General features: G+C 41.7%; 18 protein-coding genes. 3 read left to right on the top strand and 15 right to left on the bottom strand.

Annotated elements, in window-relative coordinates; genetic code table 11:
- Positions 1-135: 135 nt before the first annotated feature.
- The 4 genes from CSV70_RS16455 to CSV70_RS07490 all read right to left on the bottom strand — a co-directional run bounded on the left by CSV70_RS16455 (position 136) and on the right by CSV70_RS07490 (position 4249).
- Complete coding sequence (locus tag CSV70_RS16455) at positions 136-279, bottom strand: hypothetical protein (protein WP_157111251.1); 144 nt, start codon at positions 277-279, stop codon at positions 136-138.
- Positions 280-341: 62 nt separating this feature from the next.
- A complete protein-coding gene (locus CSV70_RS07500; protein ID WP_099660977.1) occupies positions 342-764 on the bottom strand; it encodes a VOC family protein in 423 nt (140 codons plus the stop codon).
- A gap of 402 nt (positions 765-1166) precedes the next feature.
- A complete protein-coding gene (locus CSV70_RS07495; protein ID WP_085132545.1) occupies positions 1167-2072 on the bottom strand; it encodes a chemotaxis protein in 906 nt (301 codons plus the stop codon).
- Between the two features lie 146 nt (positions 2073-2218).
- Complete coding sequence (locus CSV70_RS07490) at positions 2219-4249, bottom strand: bifunctional diguanylate cyclase/phosphodiesterase (RefSeq protein ID WP_099660976.1); 2031 nt, start codon at positions 4247-4249, stop codon at positions 2219-2221.
- Between the two features lie 292 nt (positions 4250-4541).
- On the opposite strand from CSV70_RS07490, the gene CSV70_RS07485 reads away from it, so the two are divergent.
- Together CSV70_RS07485 and CSV70_RS07480 are read left to right on the top strand one after the other, a co-directional pair.
- Positions 4542-4868 (top strand): nucleoside triphosphate pyrophosphohydrolase, encoded by a 327-nt coding sequence (locus CSV70_RS07485; RefSeq protein ID WP_099660975.1) that lies wholly within the window; start codon positions 4542-4544, stop codon positions 4866-4868.
- A complete protein-coding gene (locus CSV70_RS07480; protein WP_099660974.1) occupies positions 4861-7278 on the top strand; it encodes a DEAD/DEAH box helicase family protein in 2418 nt (805 codons plus the stop codon). Before CSV70_RS07485 ends, CSV70_RS07480 begins: the two co-directional genes overlap by 8 nt.
- Before the next feature lie 118 nt (positions 7279-7396).
- Here CSV70_RS07480 and CSV70_RS07475 read toward each other — a convergent pair whose 3' ends face one another.
- From CSV70_RS07475 to CSV70_RS07460, 4 genes are all read right to left on the bottom strand, one after another.
- The gene (locus tag CSV70_RS07475) at positions 7397-7987 is read right to left on the bottom strand and encodes a class I SAM-dependent methyltransferase (RefSeq protein WP_085132541.1); all 591 of its coding nucleotides are present in this window, start codon (positions 7985-7987) and stop codon (positions 7397-7399) included.
- A 125-nt stretch (positions 7988-8112) separates the two neighbouring features.
- Positions 8113-9231, bottom strand: a complete 1119-nt coding sequence (locus CSV70_RS07470; protein WP_099660973.1) for an MBL fold metallo-hydrolase — start codon at positions 9229-9231, stop codon at positions 8113-8115.
- A gap of 66 nt (positions 9232-9297) precedes the next feature.
- Positions 9298-9681 carry a DUF302 domain-containing protein gene (locus CSV70_RS07465; RefSeq protein WP_085132539.1) on the bottom strand — a complete coding sequence of 128 codons (384 nt, stop codon included), beginning with the start codon at positions 9679-9681 and terminating at the stop codon, positions 9298-9300.
- A 608-nt stretch (positions 9682-10289) separates the two neighbouring features.
- Positions 10290-11000: a DUF7225 domain-containing protein gene (locus tag CSV70_RS07460; protein ID WP_233191771.1), complete on the bottom strand. Its 711-nt coding sequence runs from the start codon at positions 10998-11000 to the stop codon at positions 10290-10292.
- A gap of 404 nt (positions 11001-11404) precedes the next feature.
- Here CSV70_RS07460 and CSV70_RS16885 point away from each other — a divergent pair, with 404 nt between their 5' ends.
- Entirely contained in the window at positions 11405-11569 is a 165-nt protein-coding gene (locus CSV70_RS16885; RefSeq protein ID WP_369822345.1) for a hypothetical protein, read from the top strand.
- Between the two features lie 48 nt (positions 11570-11617).
- Here the strand turns inward: CSV70_RS16885 and CSV70_RS07450 are convergent, their stop codons facing one another.
- The 7 genes from CSV70_RS07450 to CSV70_RS07420 all read right to left on the bottom strand — a co-directional run bounded on the left by CSV70_RS07450 (position 11618) and on the right by CSV70_RS07420 (position 18469).
- Positions 11618-12550 (bottom strand): magnesium transporter CorA family protein, encoded by a 933-nt coding sequence (locus CSV70_RS07450; protein WP_099660971.1) that lies wholly within the window; start codon positions 12548-12550, stop codon positions 11618-11620.
- Between the two features lie 361 nt (positions 12551-12911).
- A complete protein-coding gene (locus CSV70_RS07445) occupies positions 12912-13706 on the bottom strand; it encodes a DUF7225 domain-containing protein (RefSeq protein ID WP_099660970.1) in 795 nt (264 codons plus the stop codon).
- 281 nt (positions 13707-13987) lie between these two features.
- On the bottom strand, positions 13988-14104 hold the full coding sequence (gene sda, locus CSV70_RS07440; protein ID WP_099626985.1) for a sporulation histidine kinase inhibitor Sda: 117 nt from the start codon (positions 14102-14104) through the stop codon (positions 13988-13990).
- Positions 14105-14200: 96 nt separating this feature from the next.
- A complete protein-coding gene (locus CSV70_RS07435) occupies positions 14201-15064 on the bottom strand; it encodes a YitT family protein (protein ID WP_099660969.1) in 864 nt (287 codons plus the stop codon).
- A 263-nt stretch (positions 15065-15327) separates the two neighbouring features.
- Positions 15328-16479 (bottom strand): M20 family metallopeptidase, encoded by a 1152-nt coding sequence (locus CSV70_RS07430; RefSeq protein ID WP_158232394.1) that lies wholly within the window; start codon positions 16477-16479, stop codon positions 15328-15330.
- An 18-nt stretch (positions 16480-16497) separates the two neighbouring features.
- Positions 16498-18003 (bottom strand): tripartite tricarboxylate transporter permease, encoded by a 1506-nt coding sequence (locus CSV70_RS07425; protein WP_099629063.1) that lies wholly within the window; start codon positions 18001-18003, stop codon positions 16498-16500.
- A 22-nt stretch (positions 18004-18025) separates the two neighbouring features.
- Positions 18026-18469 carry a tripartite tricarboxylate transporter TctB family protein gene (locus tag CSV70_RS07420; RefSeq protein ID WP_158232393.1) on the bottom strand — a complete coding sequence of 148 codons (444 nt, stop codon included), beginning with the start codon at positions 18467-18469 and terminating at the stop codon, positions 18026-18028.
- Positions 18470-18495: the final 26 nt, after the last annotated feature.

The raw sequence follows: 18495 nt of genomic DNA, 5'->3' as shown, positions 1-18495 counted from the left end.
TTCACGTAAATACGCAACATCGCTTAGGTTTCTTCCTTCATAAAATATCCCTTTATAAGAAAAATAAGCGCTATTCTTTATTACAGAATAGCGCCCGATTGAGGAACAGATATAATATCTTTACAAACCCGCAATTCACTTTTTTTGTTTCTTTAATTCCTTTTTAATTCCTGTTAGGGTGACACCGATCCATATGAGTAGCACCAGACTAATGGGAAACCCAAAATAAAGAACATATGCTATTGTATTTAAGGCTTCTTCGCTTGAAATCATATACATTTATTCACCCTCCTCTATTCCGTAATCTGGCCCGATTGTTGAAGATGAAGTGATATAAAACCTTATTCTGTAAATTCCCAAGCTGGATTCCAAACTACTTCCCACAAATGTCCGTCTGGGTCTTGGAAGTATCCGGAGTACCCTCCCCAAAAGGTATCGTGTGCCGGAACTGTAATAAATGCACCAGCTTTCTTTGCCTGTTCCATTACCATATCGACCTCTTCCTTACTCCCAACATTATGACCAATCGTAAATTCGGTAGGACTTTTTGGCGTCTGATTTATGCTTGTGTCATGGGCAATATTCTTACGATTCCAAATGGCAAGTTTTACTCCTGATTGTAAATCGAAAAATGCAACTGCACCATACTCAAATTCTTGGCCTACTATTCCTTCTGTTGGTAGTCCAAGTCCATCCTGATAGAACTTCAATGACCTTTCCAAATCATCTACACCCAATGTTATAACCGAAATCCGTGGTTTCATCTAATGCCTCCTAAAAATAATATTTTGTACGTTTTAATATATTGGAGTTAACAAATAACATATTTATTGAATGAAACTGCCCCGTTTGTTGAATAAGTCGACTTCTTATATCTCCATTTTATCCAAAAATTATTTGTTCCCTTCAATGTAATCAGTTATTTCAAATACAATGTTCGAAACTCCTATTAGCCGTGCAATTAGCAGGGGCACATAGATTTACGTGTTGCTGTTTATTGGTTTACCAATTGCGTTGTGATTTTTTGCTGATAACCGCTTTAAGTATTGATATAGGAACAAAAACAGGGACACTAATTCATATAAGAATTGTGTCCCCTATTGGTATGCTATTTACTGCTTTCTCCTCGTGTTCCGTACCCATTAACACTACACGGAAGTCACTACTTACAATATATACTTATCAATCTTCAAAACCAATTCTGCAATTTCTGGCTTACTCACTTGGTCGTCCGCTCCAACACTTTCCCCTTTATGTTTCAAGTCATCTGTGATGAGTGAAGAGAAAATGATAATCGGCAGCTCGGTAAGTTTTGGCGTCTCACGAATACGCTTCGTGAAATGATGGCCGTCCATTTGTGGCATCTCGATATCTGTGATAACCAACTGGACTTCCTTCTTCACATCGATGCCATCCGCCACTAGCGTCTCCAAATAATCAAATGCATCTTTGCCGTTTTCATAGAAGTCGAGATTCGCGTAGCCTGCTTCACTGAGTGTGTCATACAATAACTTCCGCAATAACGGGGAATCTTCCGCAATCAAAATGCGTTTATCTGAACGCTCACGCTTCCCTAGCTTCTTCACTTGCTCCACGTTAATGCCTGCATCCGGATTAATATCCATAATGATCTTTTCGAAATCGAGCAACAGCAACATATCACCATCGAGCTTAATGACGCCAATTACCTGAGAGTTTTCTGCCGCATAAATGCCAGACGGTTTCTCGATCTGATTCCAAGAAATTCGGTGGATCTGCGTCACGTTATGTACGCGGAAAACGACCGTTTGTTTATTGAAAGAAGCGACGATATACTTTGCATCTTCTGGGTGGCTTGAAGGGGCCATTCCTAAGATTTTTTCCATACTGACAACTGGTAACACTTCACCACGCAACTGAATAATTCCTTCCACTGCAAAATGGGCATGGGGAATCGGTGTGATCTTCAATGGCATGATAATTTCCTTCACTTTGATTACGTTAATGCCATAACGGTTACCTTGCATCTCAAATCCGACTATCTCCAGCTCATTTGTGCCGCTTTCCAATAAAATTCCTGAATCATTGGACACATTCTTCCACCCTCTCAGACGATATGGTCTATTGCTAATATATGTATTCATGGAATATACAATTCCTTGGTGCGATAGAACTAGTATATCACACCAATTGACTATCAATCTATGACAGGTTAAATAAATCTTGTAGTGAAATGAGGTTAGGGATGTACCAATCCTTGCTTATCGGACTCCGCCAACCAGTTTTCGAACTGCGGCACCGTCAATGGTTTTGAGAAATAATACCCTTGGAAAGTCAAATCCGATTTCAAATCAAGCAAGAATTCCACTTGTTCCATTCTCTCTACTCCTTCAACGACTACCGTAAGATCCATTGAACACCCCATCACAATGATCGCATTCAACACCGCACACTTCTTCGCTGGCGCGGGTACTTCATCCGTAAAGGATTTATCGATCTTCAGCGTCGAAATGGGCATCTGCTGTAAAAAGGATAATGACGACACGCCTGTCCCGAAATCATCAAGCGCGATCGAGAAGCCATAACGCCTGAATCGCTTCATTGCGGCAATCGCTTGGGTAGTGGACTTCGCCGTACTCGTTTCCGTCATCTCCAGTTCAATACGACTTGGATCTAATTGGTACGTATTGATTTCCTTCCATAATAGATCGAGTAAATGTGGTTCGATCACGTATTCGCCGGGAATATTAATCGCTACTTGCGGTACATGAATACCTTGCGAATCCCAGTTATGAATCTGTCTGCACACTTCGCGAATAACCCAATCCGTCACTTCCCCCATTCGCCCTTCTTGCTCCAGAATGGGAATGAACGTCGCTGGGGAGATCGCTCCAAGTTTCGGATGCGTCCAACGAAGCAATGCCTCCACCCCGACGAACTCATGGGCAGCCCCTTTGACTTTCGGTTGATAGACGAGATAGATATGTTTTTCATCCAACGCTTCGGAAATATCGCGCAAGACATCTTGCTCATAAGACATGCCATGGATGGCAGGATCGAACGTCAGCAATCCCCACTCATGTGAAGCCGCCGCTTGTTCCACCACCATTGACGCTTCTTTATATAACGTCTTCACAGATTTGTTCTGATCAGCCTTCGCTAATCCACATATATAGCGCATCTCTTGGTTTTTAATAGGGAGTAGTTGATCGATATCACGTTGCATGACAACTAAGTTTTTATAAAAATCTACTGTGCGTCCCGTTTGATCCACAAAAAACAAATAACGATTTCCACTAACACGATACAAATGTGCATACGAAGGTTTCCACTTCGCAAGCAACTCACCAACTTGCTGCAGAATGATATCTCCTTCTGAGTAGCCATATAGTTGATTGATACGCGGTAGATCAGGGAAACTCCAAATCGCCACATCTCCGGCTGCGACTTCATCGGTCAAACAACGCTCCCAATTTCGGCGATTCGGTAGCTTCGTCAGAACATCGAAATACTTCAGCCAATAATCGACATAGCCGTCAATATAGGAAGTCAATAACATGCCAAGAAGCAACAGCCCAACTCCGACGCCGATCAATGTATTCATCACTTGCATATGCATAACGGACTCACGTAACGCTTGTCCGTCTTCTATATAATAGTCGGTACCGATTATGACAAAATAATGCATCGCTAACGTACCTACTGTCAAATACAATGTAGCAAACACTTTCGATATACCGCCTTGCTTCACCTGATTCACACCGCGAATCGCTAAGTAGGCAAATAATCCACCTACTATATTACTCGCCACCACTAATTTCCAATCAATGCCGATATAAGCATCCAGCTTGATCGCTTTCATGCCAAGCAAATGCATAGTACTCATCCCGATCGCAATAAGGATCGCAGCCATGATATGCCGAGAGCGTGCTTTCAACGGACTTTGAACGAGTTGAAACGTCAGCAACATCGCAAGAAAGATAGGAAAGATACAAATAATGGCCCAACCGTAATGGACATGGATTTCAATAGGTAGCAATAGCGAATTGATCGTCAGAAAATGAGTCGACCAAACCCCAAATGCCAACGACAAGGAAGTGAGTACGAGCCATACTCCCCGTTTGAAGATGCTTGGTTTTTGCATGCGTTCATATAATACGAGTGTGGTATAGGAAGCGAATCCCATCACTAAAAACGACAACAACATCATCTTCAGTGAATACGTTCCGAATATTTGTGTGTATTCTTGGTAGTCAGTCATCGAAAACATCCGCTTCACCTCCTCAGCCTATGCGATAGGAAAATTCATACTTTATCATGTTTCTAAGTACTTACAACTGACGTAGTACAAAAGACAGTACTTCCTATTTATTATTTACTATTTGCCTATGGTAGTCAATCGTTTTTGAGTTACTTAGGATATAAGTCTACATAAATCATAAACAATACGATAATTATATACTGTTTTCTGATAATTATATAATCATACCCTCTATGTTGGAACAGAAAACGTTGGATTATGGTAGAATAAAGCAAATTACGGAATTGAAGGAGAGATACATATGCCCGTCTATAACAAACTCGTCCGCGACCTCATCCCGGAGATCATCGAGGCGGATGGAAAGACTTGCGTGACTCGCTTACTGAACGATTCAGAATACATAGCTGAAATCAATAATAAGATGCACGAAGAATTGGCGGAGTACGAAGAAGCGACTAACGCGGAAGATGCTGTCGAAGAACTATCCGATTTACTAGAACTGATTCATGCAGCGGCTGCCTATCATGGTGTGACGGTAGAGGAACTCGAAACCGTACGCGCGAAAAAAGCTAACGCACGGGGTGGATTTAATGAAAGAATCTATCTAGCGGAAGTAACGGATGACTAAACTGCGCCTGCTGACGAAAAACTTGTTGGATGACTTGAAGCGGCTAACTGCGGAGGCGGATACGATTTACTGGATGACAGCGTTCATGATGAAGTCTGGAGTGAACGAAGTACTCCCCGCTTTACGTGACGCCTCTATGCGTGGTGCCGATATCAAAATTCTGACCGGTGATTATTTATCCATTACACAACCCGACGCCCTGCAAATATTGAATGAAGGATTACCAACTGCCGAACTTCGCATGATCGAAAGTGGCGGCACTTCTTTTCATCCAAAAGCGTATCTCTTCAAATCACAAACTAGCTCTACCGTCATCATAGGATCGTCCAACTTATCGCGTTCCGCTTTGACGAATGGAATCGAATGGAACCTCTACGCACCATCGACAGTAGACGAAGACATTTTCGAAACGTCTGCGAATGAATTCATGAAACTGTTCTTGTCGCCGAGTACGGTACCCATCAACAATGAACAAATCGATTTATATAGAGCACGATACGAAGAGACGAATCGGAAACTCCCCTTTAGTTCGGTATGGGAACCCAAGACGGAAATTGAAATGACATTTGGGGCAACTGAACAAGAACAAAGCAGCACCGTCGATCCAACAGCACCTTATCAATCATCTGTCTTAGATCCACGACCTGCACAACAACTGGCTCTTACTGCGCTCAATCAAACCGTTGAAGCCGGGTATGAAAAAGCACTCGTCGTCCTTGCGACAGGACTTGGAAAAACGTATCTAGCTGCTTTCTTTGCAGAGTCATACAAGCGTGTCCTATTTATCGCGCACCGTGAGGAATTACTCACACAAGCACAAGCTTCATTCGTACGCGTCTTTCCAAACCGTACAAGCGGAATTTACAACGGCCAACAAAAGGACGCAGATACGGAAATCATCTTTGCATCAATCCAGACACTGGCAAGACAATACCATTTACACCGATTCTCAAAGACTGCGTTCGATCTGATTGTCGTGGATGAATTCCATCACGCGGCCGCCACTACATACGAACGGGTACTCGAATACTTCACACCCGAATTTCTGCTCGGTCTAACCGCAACACCCGACCGACTCGACAACAAAGACGTCTACAGTCTATGCGACGGCAATGAAGCGATCTCGATCCACTTCCTTGACGCCATCCGGCAAAACTGGCTCTCCCCTTTCGTCTACTACGGCGTGATGGACGAAACGGATTATAGTCAATTGAAGTGGCGCAATAATCGCTACGATGAAGAAGAACTATTGCGCTTGCAACTACGTGACAGTTACGCACAAGCGGTACTTGATGCATGGAATGCAAACAAACAAACCCGCACGATCGGATTTTGTTCTTCCATTAAACAAGCTATTTACTTAAGCGACTATTTCACAAAAGCCGGCTACCGATCACTTGCCTTACACGGAAATACGGATCGGCAGACACGCACCCATGCACGGAACTTGCTGGAAACAGGCCAACTCGACATCATCTTCACTGTCGATCTATTCAATGAAGGCGTCGATATCCCGAGCGTAGATACACTCCTATTCGCCCGCCCTACCGAATCACTAACTGTCTTCACCCAGCAAATCGGACGCGGCTTGCGTTTAGCTACCGGCAAAACGCATTGCGTAATCGTCGACTTAATCGGGAACTACCGCAATGCACGGAAGAAGTTTGAAGTCTTTAACGAAAATAAAGAATTGCCCGCGAAAATCAGTAGCGAAACATTTAGCGAATCCGGCTATTTCGAGTTCTATTTCGAAACGACCCTCATCGACTTGCTGGAAGCGATGAAACAAAACGAACCGATACAACAACGACTCATTAACGCGTATTTCGATTTAAAAGCAGAACTTGGCCACCGCCCGACGTATCTCGAATATCATTTGAAGGCAAACGAAGATGCGAAGGCTATTCAGCAGAAGTTTAAGACGTATCCTGTTCTGCTAGATCACGCCAAAGAATTGAGTGCCACGGAGAAGGAAGTACTCGCACAACATAAAGACCTTCTCATTGAAATCAATAAAACCTTGATGAATAAAAGCTATAAGATGATTCTACTCAAGTACATGCTGACAAGAGGAGCAGCTGATTGGTATAAACCGGTGACACCAAATGAAGTAGCCCCCTTCTTCCATACGTATTTAATGGAGAAACCTTATCGCCGTGATGCGGACTTATCGGATAGACAAGGTCAGTCACTTCGAGAATATGATGAAGGTCAGGTTGCGAAGTTGATTGCTACCATGCCGATGACGAAGTGGAGTGGATCTTCGAAAGGTTTGTTTGTATTTGAGGGTGGTGTGTTTGGAACGCAGATAGCAATTGAAGCGCAGCATGAGGATGTTTTGTTTGGTTGGGTACGGGAGATTTGTGAGTATCGGTTGCATTGGTATTTTGAGAGGAAGAGTTTTAATTAAAGAAGGCTGAATAAATACTAAAGAACTTGCCTCAATTGAAGAAGTAAAATTTTATAAAAAAACGTCCAATTTCTCTAAAATCGGACGTCTTTTTATTGAGTAGATTCTCACTTGATATTTACGGCTTTTGTCCAACGAACTGGATGACATGGGACAGTCCTTTATGGAGGTCGCCTTCATGGCGTGTGACCTCTCCTATAAAAAAGTGAATGATTCGCCAATCACTGAATGCGTCTAGAAAGTCTTCCGGTCGGTAGAGAAAATCCAGCTCTTTGGGGCCTCCGCTTTGATACGGGATTTGGTATTGTGAATAGACTTCCGCTATAAAATACCCTCCAGGTTTTACGGCTTCTTTGACTCCATGAAGGGTTTTCAGTCGGACTTCTTCTGGGAAGTGGCCAAAAATATTCACAACGCCATCCCAATGATTCTGCTGCCACTGTGCTTCTGCCAAATCGACCAGTTGCGTGTTCACCTGGACACCTTGTTTTGCTGCCAACTTTTTCGCCTTATCCAATCCGGATTCGGCATTGTCCCATGCTGTGACGTGCAGCCCCTGTCTGGCCAGGAAGACGGCGTTTCTTCCTTCCCCTTCCGCGATGGTCAAGACCTCCCCAGATAAATTCCCCTGCATATCCTTTAGAAATACATTCGGTTCGGTCCCATAGATGTACTTCTCGTCATTAAAGCGTTCATTCCAGTTCACCATTGTACTGCCTCCTTAGTTTTGGAGTATATTCTGCAACTCCCAACAACGGTGAGTTTGCGATCGGCATTGGGCGAGCAAGTCCTTTTGCATCAAATGATTTATCTGTCTAAATCATTTAAATCCCTCTATACTGCGCAGTTGTTCGGGCCCGTCTCCATTTCCTTCGCTTCTTCAGGCGGTGGATTAATCTTGCCCATATTTGTCTGTCGGATTTCTTCATATGCATTCGGCTGATCTTTGAGACCTTCCGTTACCCGCTTGATAAACTTTTCTTCATCTTTTATCTGCAGGCCTTCATTGTTCTGATAAAGAACAGACAGTTTCGCTGACACACTACCGTCTTCATTGAGCTCACTGACATCCGAGTAATGAGCCGGAAGCACAAGCAAATCATCAGCCAATTTTTTGTAGCGGCTGTAGAGGGTTTCGTACAGATCTTCTGCCCAGTCGCCCGCTTTACCGGCAAGATCTGGGCGGCCGATGGATTCTACAAACAGAATGTCACCCGTGAGCAAGTACTGATTGTCGACCACGAATGTCGTGCTGCCTATTGTATGCCCTGGAGAGTATACAGCTTCGATCTCTGCGCTACCGACTTGAAGTTTCATGCCGTCAGTGACTGGTTCAAATTTAAAAATAACTTCTTCCGCATCATCTGGCGGCAAGTAATAGGTAGCATCCGCTGAACCCGCCAGTTTTTTACCGCCTGAAATATGGTCCGCATGCAAATGCGTATCCATGACATGTGTTATCTTCAGACCTTTTCCCCGCGCAAACTCTTCGTAGGTTTCTGTCATCCGGCTAGCGTCAATAATTGCCGCTTCCCCGTCGGATTCGACCATATAGGATAAGCATCCTTTGCCAAGTCGCACAAATTGATAAAGAGCGCCTCCAGGCAATTTACCAATTTCGACTGCTTCCAGCTGTTCACTCCAGGCTGCCATGCCGCCTTCAATCGAGTAGACATTGTCAAAGCCCTGGTCTTGCAAATAGGAAGCCGCTTTTTGGGAAGTGTTCCCTCTTGCACAGACTGTATACACGTTCTGGTCCTTCGGCAAATCCTCCAGACTCGTTGAATTGGGATCACTCAGCTCCTTGAAAGGAATGTTGATGTATTTGACTTGATCTCCTTCAATCTGCCAGTCAGCCGCTTCGTCTTTGCCCCGTACATCCAGCACATAAATCGGTTCTTTTTGAAACACCTGATTCGCCACTTTCTTTGGTGATACTGATTTAATTTCCATAAATAATTCCTCCATACCATAAACTCTTATTTACCGTCTGAGGTATACTGTACGGTAAAAAATAGCTTAAACTGTCTTATCAATACAGCCAATCAATCTTTTTTCAATATCCACCGCAATTTCCTTCAGCGAGTCGTTATTAGTCATTTCTATCAGCGCACTCGGTTTCGGCATGCCTATTTTTGTTGTACCTTCCTCTTCAAAGATAACAATTTTGCATGGAAGGAAATACCCAACGAGCAGATCTTCGGACAATACGCGGTTTGCTTCCTGCGGGTTGCAGACTTCAAGAATCGTATATGGTGTATCGAAATCAGTGCCTTTTTCCTGTAGTTTCGCAGTCAAATCGAAATTCCAGAGCACACCGAATTTTTCGTCCTTCAGATTCGCTTCCAGATCCTTCACCGCTTCATCCTTGCTCTTGCTTGTTTCCACTGTGTAATCAAACATTTGTATTGCTCCTCTCTTGTGTACTCATTCTCTTCTTAAACTTCCCGTATTAATCCCGCCAAAACATTTCTTCTGGAAATAAGCCTCTACTACTTAGTGAAAATAACAAAGAACAAACGCGGTCATCACTTTATTTGCTATTTTAAGATGGTGTGTTTTGTTTGGTTGGGTTCGAGAGATTTGTGAGTATCGGTTGCATGGGTATTTTGAGAAGAAGAGTTCTGTATAATACACAAAGAAGTTGCGGCTATAGCCACAACTTCTTTGTGTTCGGTGTTTGTTTAAACTCTTTAATTACTTACGAAAAGATTTGTACATGTAATGCTCAAGTTTCTAAATAAGCATCTTTTTTCAATCCACACTCCCAGCAACGGGAGTGACGTTGTATTGTAATACCTCACTCCAGATGGGCATTATTTCAATCCACACTCTAAAAAACAGAGTGACAATGAAGCTAAACAATAAAAAACATCTTTTAATTTATCTAAATATATCATATCGCACCTCGGAAAGCGAACGTACATACCCGTAAAATAAAACTTTTGTCTACAGTCTAAATTCATGATTTAATAGCAAGTACAATAACTATCTTCTGATTAATTGTATTTTCAAAAACTGTAATATTTACCCGCATTCAACTTTTTTAGTTGTCCTATATCCACTTCATAGGTACTTTTATATGTCCTTGCAATTTCTTCAACAAGTGTTTTCGATCCATAGTATAGAATGTGGAAATCATTATCGCGGTAGTGGACAACGAACACGTCATCGAACTTCTCAAATGTATTTTTATTAAATACTATAAAACCATTACTTTGTTGCGCAGTCGTTTTCACGCTAATCAACCGCCCTTGGCTCACTACGTCGAAACCATGCTGGTTCGTCTGGCGGGCAAGATGTCCATTTGTCATCATGGCACAATACAATTCTCCAATCCTTCCAATTAGATGGCGTAACTCTGTAGGTTGGCATGACAAAACATGTAACTCAAAACGCAGCACTCGAATATATTCTTCGTACAGTTGTTTAATCTGATCAGCACTAATCGTATCGTTGTCCTGCATTTCAGCTGGATAGATGGTTTTCACGCCCTCACGCCATTCCCCGATCACTACTTCTTCCTGCGTACTTTTCGACTTATGAAAAATCAGCCCTGTGTATGTAACATTTTCACCAAGATACTTATAGGTACTCTTTGTAAGATACTCGAATAGATGTTTAGTAAATGTAATACCAGTATTAAAGCGGTTATAGCAAAAATCTGATGGAATCACGCTTCCCGGTTTTGTACCATGCAATGATTGAAGTTGATGTTTCAAATCACCTGCGGTAATGAATTGAATTCCATCGGCTTCTCACAACTGGGTAGACGTCTTCGGCAAGTGCCGACGGAATTCTTCCAGGCCATTTTTCTCGATTCGGTGTCACAGATCCATGAAGCGATGCGGAAGCTTGGTGCGCTGGTATCATTAAACAAATATTTTATCAAACGGAGCGCCTTCTCTCATATAAAACATAATAAAAGAGACAATCATTATGTATTTGGAACTGCATCAGAAATGTGCAAAACAATTACTAGTATTAATAAAGCCAATGTCTTACGTTATTCGATAATCTTCAGGGATCAAGCGTTCGAAGAAGTGAGTCAAGAGTACCCACATGTGGAGACGGCGAGCTATTCGGTGATATTTCAACAGATCTAAGCGCAGCACTCGCTGGTGAAATGGGACTGTCTACAGAAGCGAATATCAATCCTGAAAAGACATACCCTTCCACATTCGAACCGATTCACGGATCCGCCCCCAATTACTGCAGGTTAACATATCGGGGACGAATCCGTTGTCTACGATTTGATCAGTTAACCAAATGTTTGATTTCTTCAGGTTAGCAGACTATCGACCAGTTACCTAGAAAAAGTACCTAATCCCCTACCCTACTAAAACTTCTCATCCTTCGAATTTTTCAATACGCTGCCAATCCAGTTTTTCTTTTTTAGGTAGTAATATAAACCCCACGTAGATAGACCGATGACGATGATTGCTCCCAAATAGCCGTATTTCCACTTGAGTTCTGGCATGACGTCGAAGTTCATTCCCCATAAGGCGCCCCAAGCTGCTACAGGGGTGAAGAACATCGTGATGACGGTCAACGTCTTGACGATTTCATTGCCCCGGTGGGAGGATATGATGGATTCCAGATCAATCAGATGTCCTATTTCTTCGTTGTATTCTCGGATCGTCTGGTGGCATCGGTTGATACGCCGACATGTCCGCTTGTAGAAACTACCTTCTAAAATGGTTTCACCGAACGCCTCCACTGTCGCTTCTTGGATTTCCATGAACGGAATGACGAGATTTTTCCAAACCAGTATTTCGTATCGATTATCCATAATCTGATCAAAGACTGGTTCATCATTCTTTGCTTTGATGCTCCACAGTAAATCATGCATCTGGTCTTCAAAGTATTCAATTTTTCGCAGGAACACGCTAGTGATTTCTCCGATGAGAACCATGAATCCTTCGATGGCATTCTCTGCTTTGTCCATGTATTTCAGCACTTTCTGTTCGGAATCCTTAAAGAACGACGTATCCATGCCGTATGTCAGTAGAGTATCTTTCGTGAGATAATAATGAAGCATCTTTTTTTCGCTACGGATTTCAACGTTCTGGGAGTAGACGATGGAACCCCACATCGCTTCCTGTCCTTCTTCACTCGCGTCCATTTCCAAATTGCTGTTTTGATGTCCAGATAACAGCATTGCCCAGCGTTTGCTAGCAGATGGAAGATCCGGGAACTCGGAAATCTCCTGTTGTGTGGCTTCATCCATACGGACCCATGTCCAATTCTTATTTGCACGAATAGGTTCCACTATCTGACTACCTCCTTTTCCTGTTGCCTTTAACTTTCCTTGTCTAGAAACAAATTAAACATGTTGGAACAGGTAGCAGGTCTCCCACACCATTTATTTCATAGCAACTAAATAAAGCTTTTCAAAATAGCCGGCAATATCACCAATCCATTAGCTTTGAGTTCTCTGAATTTGAAGACCATAGAAAGCTTTTGTTGGATTCAATTGAAGAGTTATTAGTGATGAAATCTGTTTTTGACTCCTGATTTTGCTGGTAGTGCTTCTATAAGTGAGGTTGTAAATGCGATAGTGACATTAATTGAATCCAAGTAGGCGTAAGGATCAATCTTTTACCTATTAAATCAGCACGCTATACTTGGTCTTAAATTGTACTTACCAACGAGCTGTAATCTTTTCCCGAATTCAATTTTTTCAATTGTCCTAAATCCACTTCATACGTATTTTTATAAGTCCGCGCAATTTCTTCAACAGGTGTTTTCGATCCATAGTACAGAATGTGGAAATCGTCATCGCGGTAGTGGACAACGAACACGTCATCGAACTTCTCAAATGTGTTCTTATTAAATACTATACAACCATTACTCTGTTGCGCAGTCGTTTTAACGCTAATCAACCGTCCTTGGCTCACCACGTCGAAACCATGCTGGTTCGTCTCGCGGGCGAGATGTCCGTTTGTCATCATGGCACAATACAATTCTCCAATCCTTCCAATCAGATGGCGTAACTCTGTTGGTTGGCATGACAAAACATGTAACTCAAAACGCAGCACTCGAATATATTCTTCGTACAGATGTTTAATCTGATCGGCACTAATCGTATCGTTGTCCTGCATTTCTGATGGATAGATGGTTTTCACTCCATCACGCCATTCCCCAATCACTACTTCTTCTTGTGTACTTTTCGACTTGTGATAAATTAGCCCTGTGTATGTAACATTTTCCCCAAGATACTTATATGTGCTCTTTGTAAGATACTCGAATAGATGTTTAGTAAATGTAATACCAGCATTAAAGCGGTTATAGCAAAAGTCTGATGGAATCACGCTTCCCGGTTTTGTGCCATGCAATAATTGAAGTTGATGTTTCAAATCACCTGCAGTAATGATATCTCCTTCTCTTCCTTCAAGCACTTGCTTAATCTGGTCATAAATCTTCAATATATTCGCTCCCTACTAGTTTTTTGTAAGCATCTTTTCGTTGAGTAGATAGTGACTGTGTTTTCTCCTCTATTCTATAATAGTTGGCCTGCCTACCGAACAGGTGCGGTAAGTAGTACGTCCATCTCCTCTTTATTCCGCTCAGCCAATTCCTCTAATAACCGGTTCCTTATCGATAAGTTCAGAAAAAATAGCGTAGATTGAAGCGTCCGAGTGCAAACACCATTCATCTTCATTCAACAAACTAGACAGATTATTGAACAAAAAAAACGCCGCGGCATCTACATACCACGACGTTTCATTTCTTCTTCAAGAAGTTTAATAAATGCTGGCTCTACACGTATTTCCTTTGTACGCTCATAGGCCTCGAGCAACGCTGCGTTTGATAAATTCAACATAAGGCACCTACTTTCTTGTTTATTAACTTTGTTTGCTTACCAAACGCCTTACATTGGAACAGGTACCAGGTCCCCGTACAATTACTCTACCCACATCTACCTACTGCGTGAATAGTGTTTTTTGGCTATTTCTTGCTTGAATCCTCTTTTGAATATTTCCTGCACGTTGTTGATTGTGACATACGCATCTTCATCTATATGCTGTAAAATGCGTCTGAGCTGAACGAGTTCTGATTGGTTGATGATTAAATATAGAATATCTTTCTTTTCCAATGTATAGCCGCCACGCCCCTCTAAGATGGTGACACCTCTTCCCATCGTAGTGAGTAGCTCCTGTCGAATTACTTCCTGGTGATTGGAGATAATCATTACGGCTTTTCGATCATCTGCTCCATCAACGATTTTATCAATCACAATGGCGCCAACATAGACAGCAACCAATGTATACATAGCCTTTTCTTTTCCTATCACGTAAACCGAGAGTAAGATAACTACAATATCAATGACGAGTATGGATTTACCTACACTCCAGCCAAGTAATTGAGACATGAGTCTCGCTAAAATCGTTGTTCCTCCGGAAGTTCCACCTACTCTAAAAACAATTCCAAGCCCTCCGCCAACGAACACTCCCGCGAACAGCGCAGCTAAAAACGTATCATGGCTGAATTGCACTCCCCAATTGACGGTCAGTTGCAAAAATATCGACATGAATACTGTCGTGATTAGTGTATAGATAAACGCCTTTCTGTCTAAAAACTTATATCCTACTAAAATTAAGACCAAGTTCAACACAAGACTTGCTACTGCCGTTGACCAATTGAATACATAATGCGCGATAATGGAAAGGCCAATTACACCGCCTTCAGACAGCATGTTCGGAATAGCAAAGTAGTTAATTCCAATTGCAAAAATAAGAGATCCTAAAATCAAGGCTGCGTAATCAATCCACCTTTGTTTCATTTCTTCACCCCTTCTACTTCATCATATAATTAGTACGCTTCATGCGGATAAGCTGCTGTGAACATAAAATAGTCCCCACCTATTGTTAGATGAGGACCATAAGATGATAGATGAATTTCTCGGATCAAGACAAGAAGTGTTCTTTACCCTTTACTATTCAATAGAAGATAATTAGTTGTTGTGGTTAAATAATGAAATGACACAGTATTGCACTCATTAAAGGATATTTTCGCTATCATATTCATCTCTTACCTACTGACTCATCAATTAATACTTTTGGAAAACGACAAGACGGATCGCATCAAAAGTTCCATTCTAGGAAGGAATGTATCTAATTCCATATACTCATCGACCGCGTGCCAGTTGCCGCCCACAGGACCCATTGCACATATAGTAGGGATTCCAATTGATGATGCAAACCCTGCGTCTGCTGCTCCTTTAGTTTTCTGCTCAGTTATATTCAGTGACATTTCTTGCGCACTTTTTTTCACAATTTCATAAAGATGTGCTATGCCATCGTTATATTCCATCGGTAAAATACTCACTCCACCTGATAAAGTGCTTTTTGTTCCTGGAATATAGGATGTATTTACAATTTCTTCAATTCCTTTATACAGTTCATCGAAATCTTCCGTTTTCCAAAATCCTGAATGGATCGTAGCTGTAGCATGTGGCGATACCATATTATTGCTGACACCGCCCTTAATGATACCAATATTAACGGTTACATCTTTATCATTCTTCATTAGTTCTTTGATTTTAATCATTTTCAATGCCAGTTCATCATTCGCGCTAATGCCGTTTTCAATAAATGCGCCGGAGTGAGAAGCTTTTCCTTCTATCTCAATCTTTAGATGCGCAGAACCTTTTCGCGCGGTTACAACTGAACCATCGGGGCGTCCTGCTTCAAGGTTGAAGACAGCTAATGCATCTTTAGCTCTCTCTTCAATAACTGCTCTGGAGATCGGAGAACCGATTTCCTCTTCCGGTGTAAATAAGATTTCAATATCGCATAAATCCTTTGCTGCAAACTCCTTAAGCGCTGTTGCTGCATAAATCATCGTAACTAGGCCTGCTTTCATGTCTGACACTCCAGGCCCGCGCAGAAGATTACCCTCTATGGCGAAAGGTCTTTCTTTTGTCGTTCCATCTGGATGAACGGTATCCATATGACCCATCAATAAGATTTTTCCATCTTTCGAACCTTTAATCGTAGCAATTATATGGTTTCCAAATTCCTCATTTTCTCTTACTTCATAAGGAATTCCTTTGCTATCTAGCAATCCCATAATCTTCGAAGCCACATTATTGACTCCTACTTTATCGTAAGAAAAACTATCAGTGTTCACAATAGACTTTAGAAAATCCAAAGCCTCTTGTTCATTTCCTTCTAGATATTCGGTAAGTTTTGTCATTACTTGAGTGCTCATCGTTCAATCACTTTCCTTTGCTAGTTTCCTTGCTAACGTATACTTTTTAAATTCATTAAATATAATTTTTCCAAAAACGAGGATTGTGATGATTAAAATGACCGCACTTACTGGTCTAGTGAAGAAAATACTCAAGCTTTCTTGGGACAATAACATAGACCTTCTGAAGTTCGTTTCTGCAATAGGCGCTAGAATCATTGCTAACAGTAGAGGTGCTAATGGTAATTCGACTTTTAGCATCACATATCCCAATAAACCAAAAATCAGCATAATCATTACATCAAACATTGAATTTGCGATAGCATATGAACCTAGTACACAAAGAACCACAATCACCGGCATTAAAATCCCTTCAGGTATGCGTAGTAACTTAGGGAATATCTTAGTAGCACCAAGCCCTAATACTAGCATGAAGATATTCGCTACAATTAAAGCCATGAATATCCCATATATCACATCTGCATTTGTTGTAAATAGCATTGGTCCTGGCGTTAGCCCTTGAATCATCAATGCACCAAGCATTACAGCTGTGATAACATCACCCGGTATACCTAATGTAAGTAGAGGTACTAATGCTCCACCTGTTACTGCACTATTGGCAGATTCAGTGGCGGCCAACCCATCTACGTTTCCTTTTCCAAACTTCGTTTTGTCTTTCGAAGCACGCTTCGCTTCATTGTACGCAACGAAAGAAGCCACACCTGAACCTGTTGCTGGAATAATCCCTATAAAAGTTCCAATCACTGAAGAACGAAGTAGGTTAAACCAGTTTCTTTTTAAATCTGATATTTTCAAGCCGATAGAAGTAGATCCAATTTTACTCCTGAGCTGTTCGCCCTTTCCTTCCACCCTTGTCAGAACTTCTGAAATCGCAAATAATCCAACCAACGCAGGCACAACATTAATTCCATTTAATAAATCTACACTGCCAAACGTAAATCTTTCTGTTCCTTTTACCGGATCTAATCCGATAGATGCAATGAATAAGCCTATTAAACCTGCAATCACGCCTTTTAATAATGATTTACCTGAAACACCTGCCACTATCGATAATCCAAATAGTGCTAAAGCAAAGTATTCAGGCGGTCCGAATGTCAGGGCGAATTTCGCTAATTGCGGTGAAACTAGGATTAGTACCACGCAACTGAATATTCCACCGATAACAGATGCTACTGTTGTCATAGTCAAAGCCTTTTTTGCTTCGCCATTTTTAGTCATGGCTGGTCCTTCCAACAACGCTGCCGCTGCTGCCGCCGTTCCAGGTGTTCCTACTAGGATCGCAGTGATTGATCCGGCGTAAACAGCACCAACATATACCCCTAATAAAGCACTAAATGCGACTACAGGTGGTATGCCAAAGGTGAGCGGTATTAATAACGCAAGACCCATTGTCGCTGTAAGTCCAGGCAATGCTCCAAATACAATCCCCAGTGCGACTCCTGCTAAGTTAGCAAGGAGCGCGGCTGGCGCCAAAGCGAATAGTAATCCTGCAAGAATTTCTGGGGACACATAATCCCCTCCTTTTTAAAGTTTAAGGTAATGGAATTTTGAAAAGGAAAGTAAACACAAAATATAAAACAAAAGGTAATAGTATAGATGTTCCGATCAAAACGGGAATCTTCCGAATTCCAAATAACCATTGCCCAATAAAAAGGAATATGATGGTAGATATAATGAACCCCGCAAGAAAGAACAACGCAATATAACCAATTAACAACAGAATGAAGAAAGCAACACCAAAAATCATCTTTCCGCTAATCGTTATTATTTCTGTACTGCGTTTGAACCTCAGAATTGCGGTCAAAAGTAAGAGCACAGCTGTAATCATCAATAGAAAAAATATTAATCTCGGAAAGAAATCGGGTCCATACTTAGTCGTAGAATCTACTGCTAACTTCGCTGAATAAAAATAACCAATCACAGAAAACAACAATAGAACAATACCTGTAGAAATATCACTAACTTCTTTTTTCATAGATTCCATACCACCTATGTCGTGTT

The organism is Sporosarcina sp. P25 (assembly GCF_002743235.1).
GTDB classification, from domain to species: Bacteria; Bacillota; Bacilli; order Bacillales_A; family Planococcaceae; genus Sporosarcina; species Sporosarcina ureae_B.
Note: the sequence above shows the minus strand (reverse complement) of the source record. Positions and strands in the feature narration are given on the sequence as shown.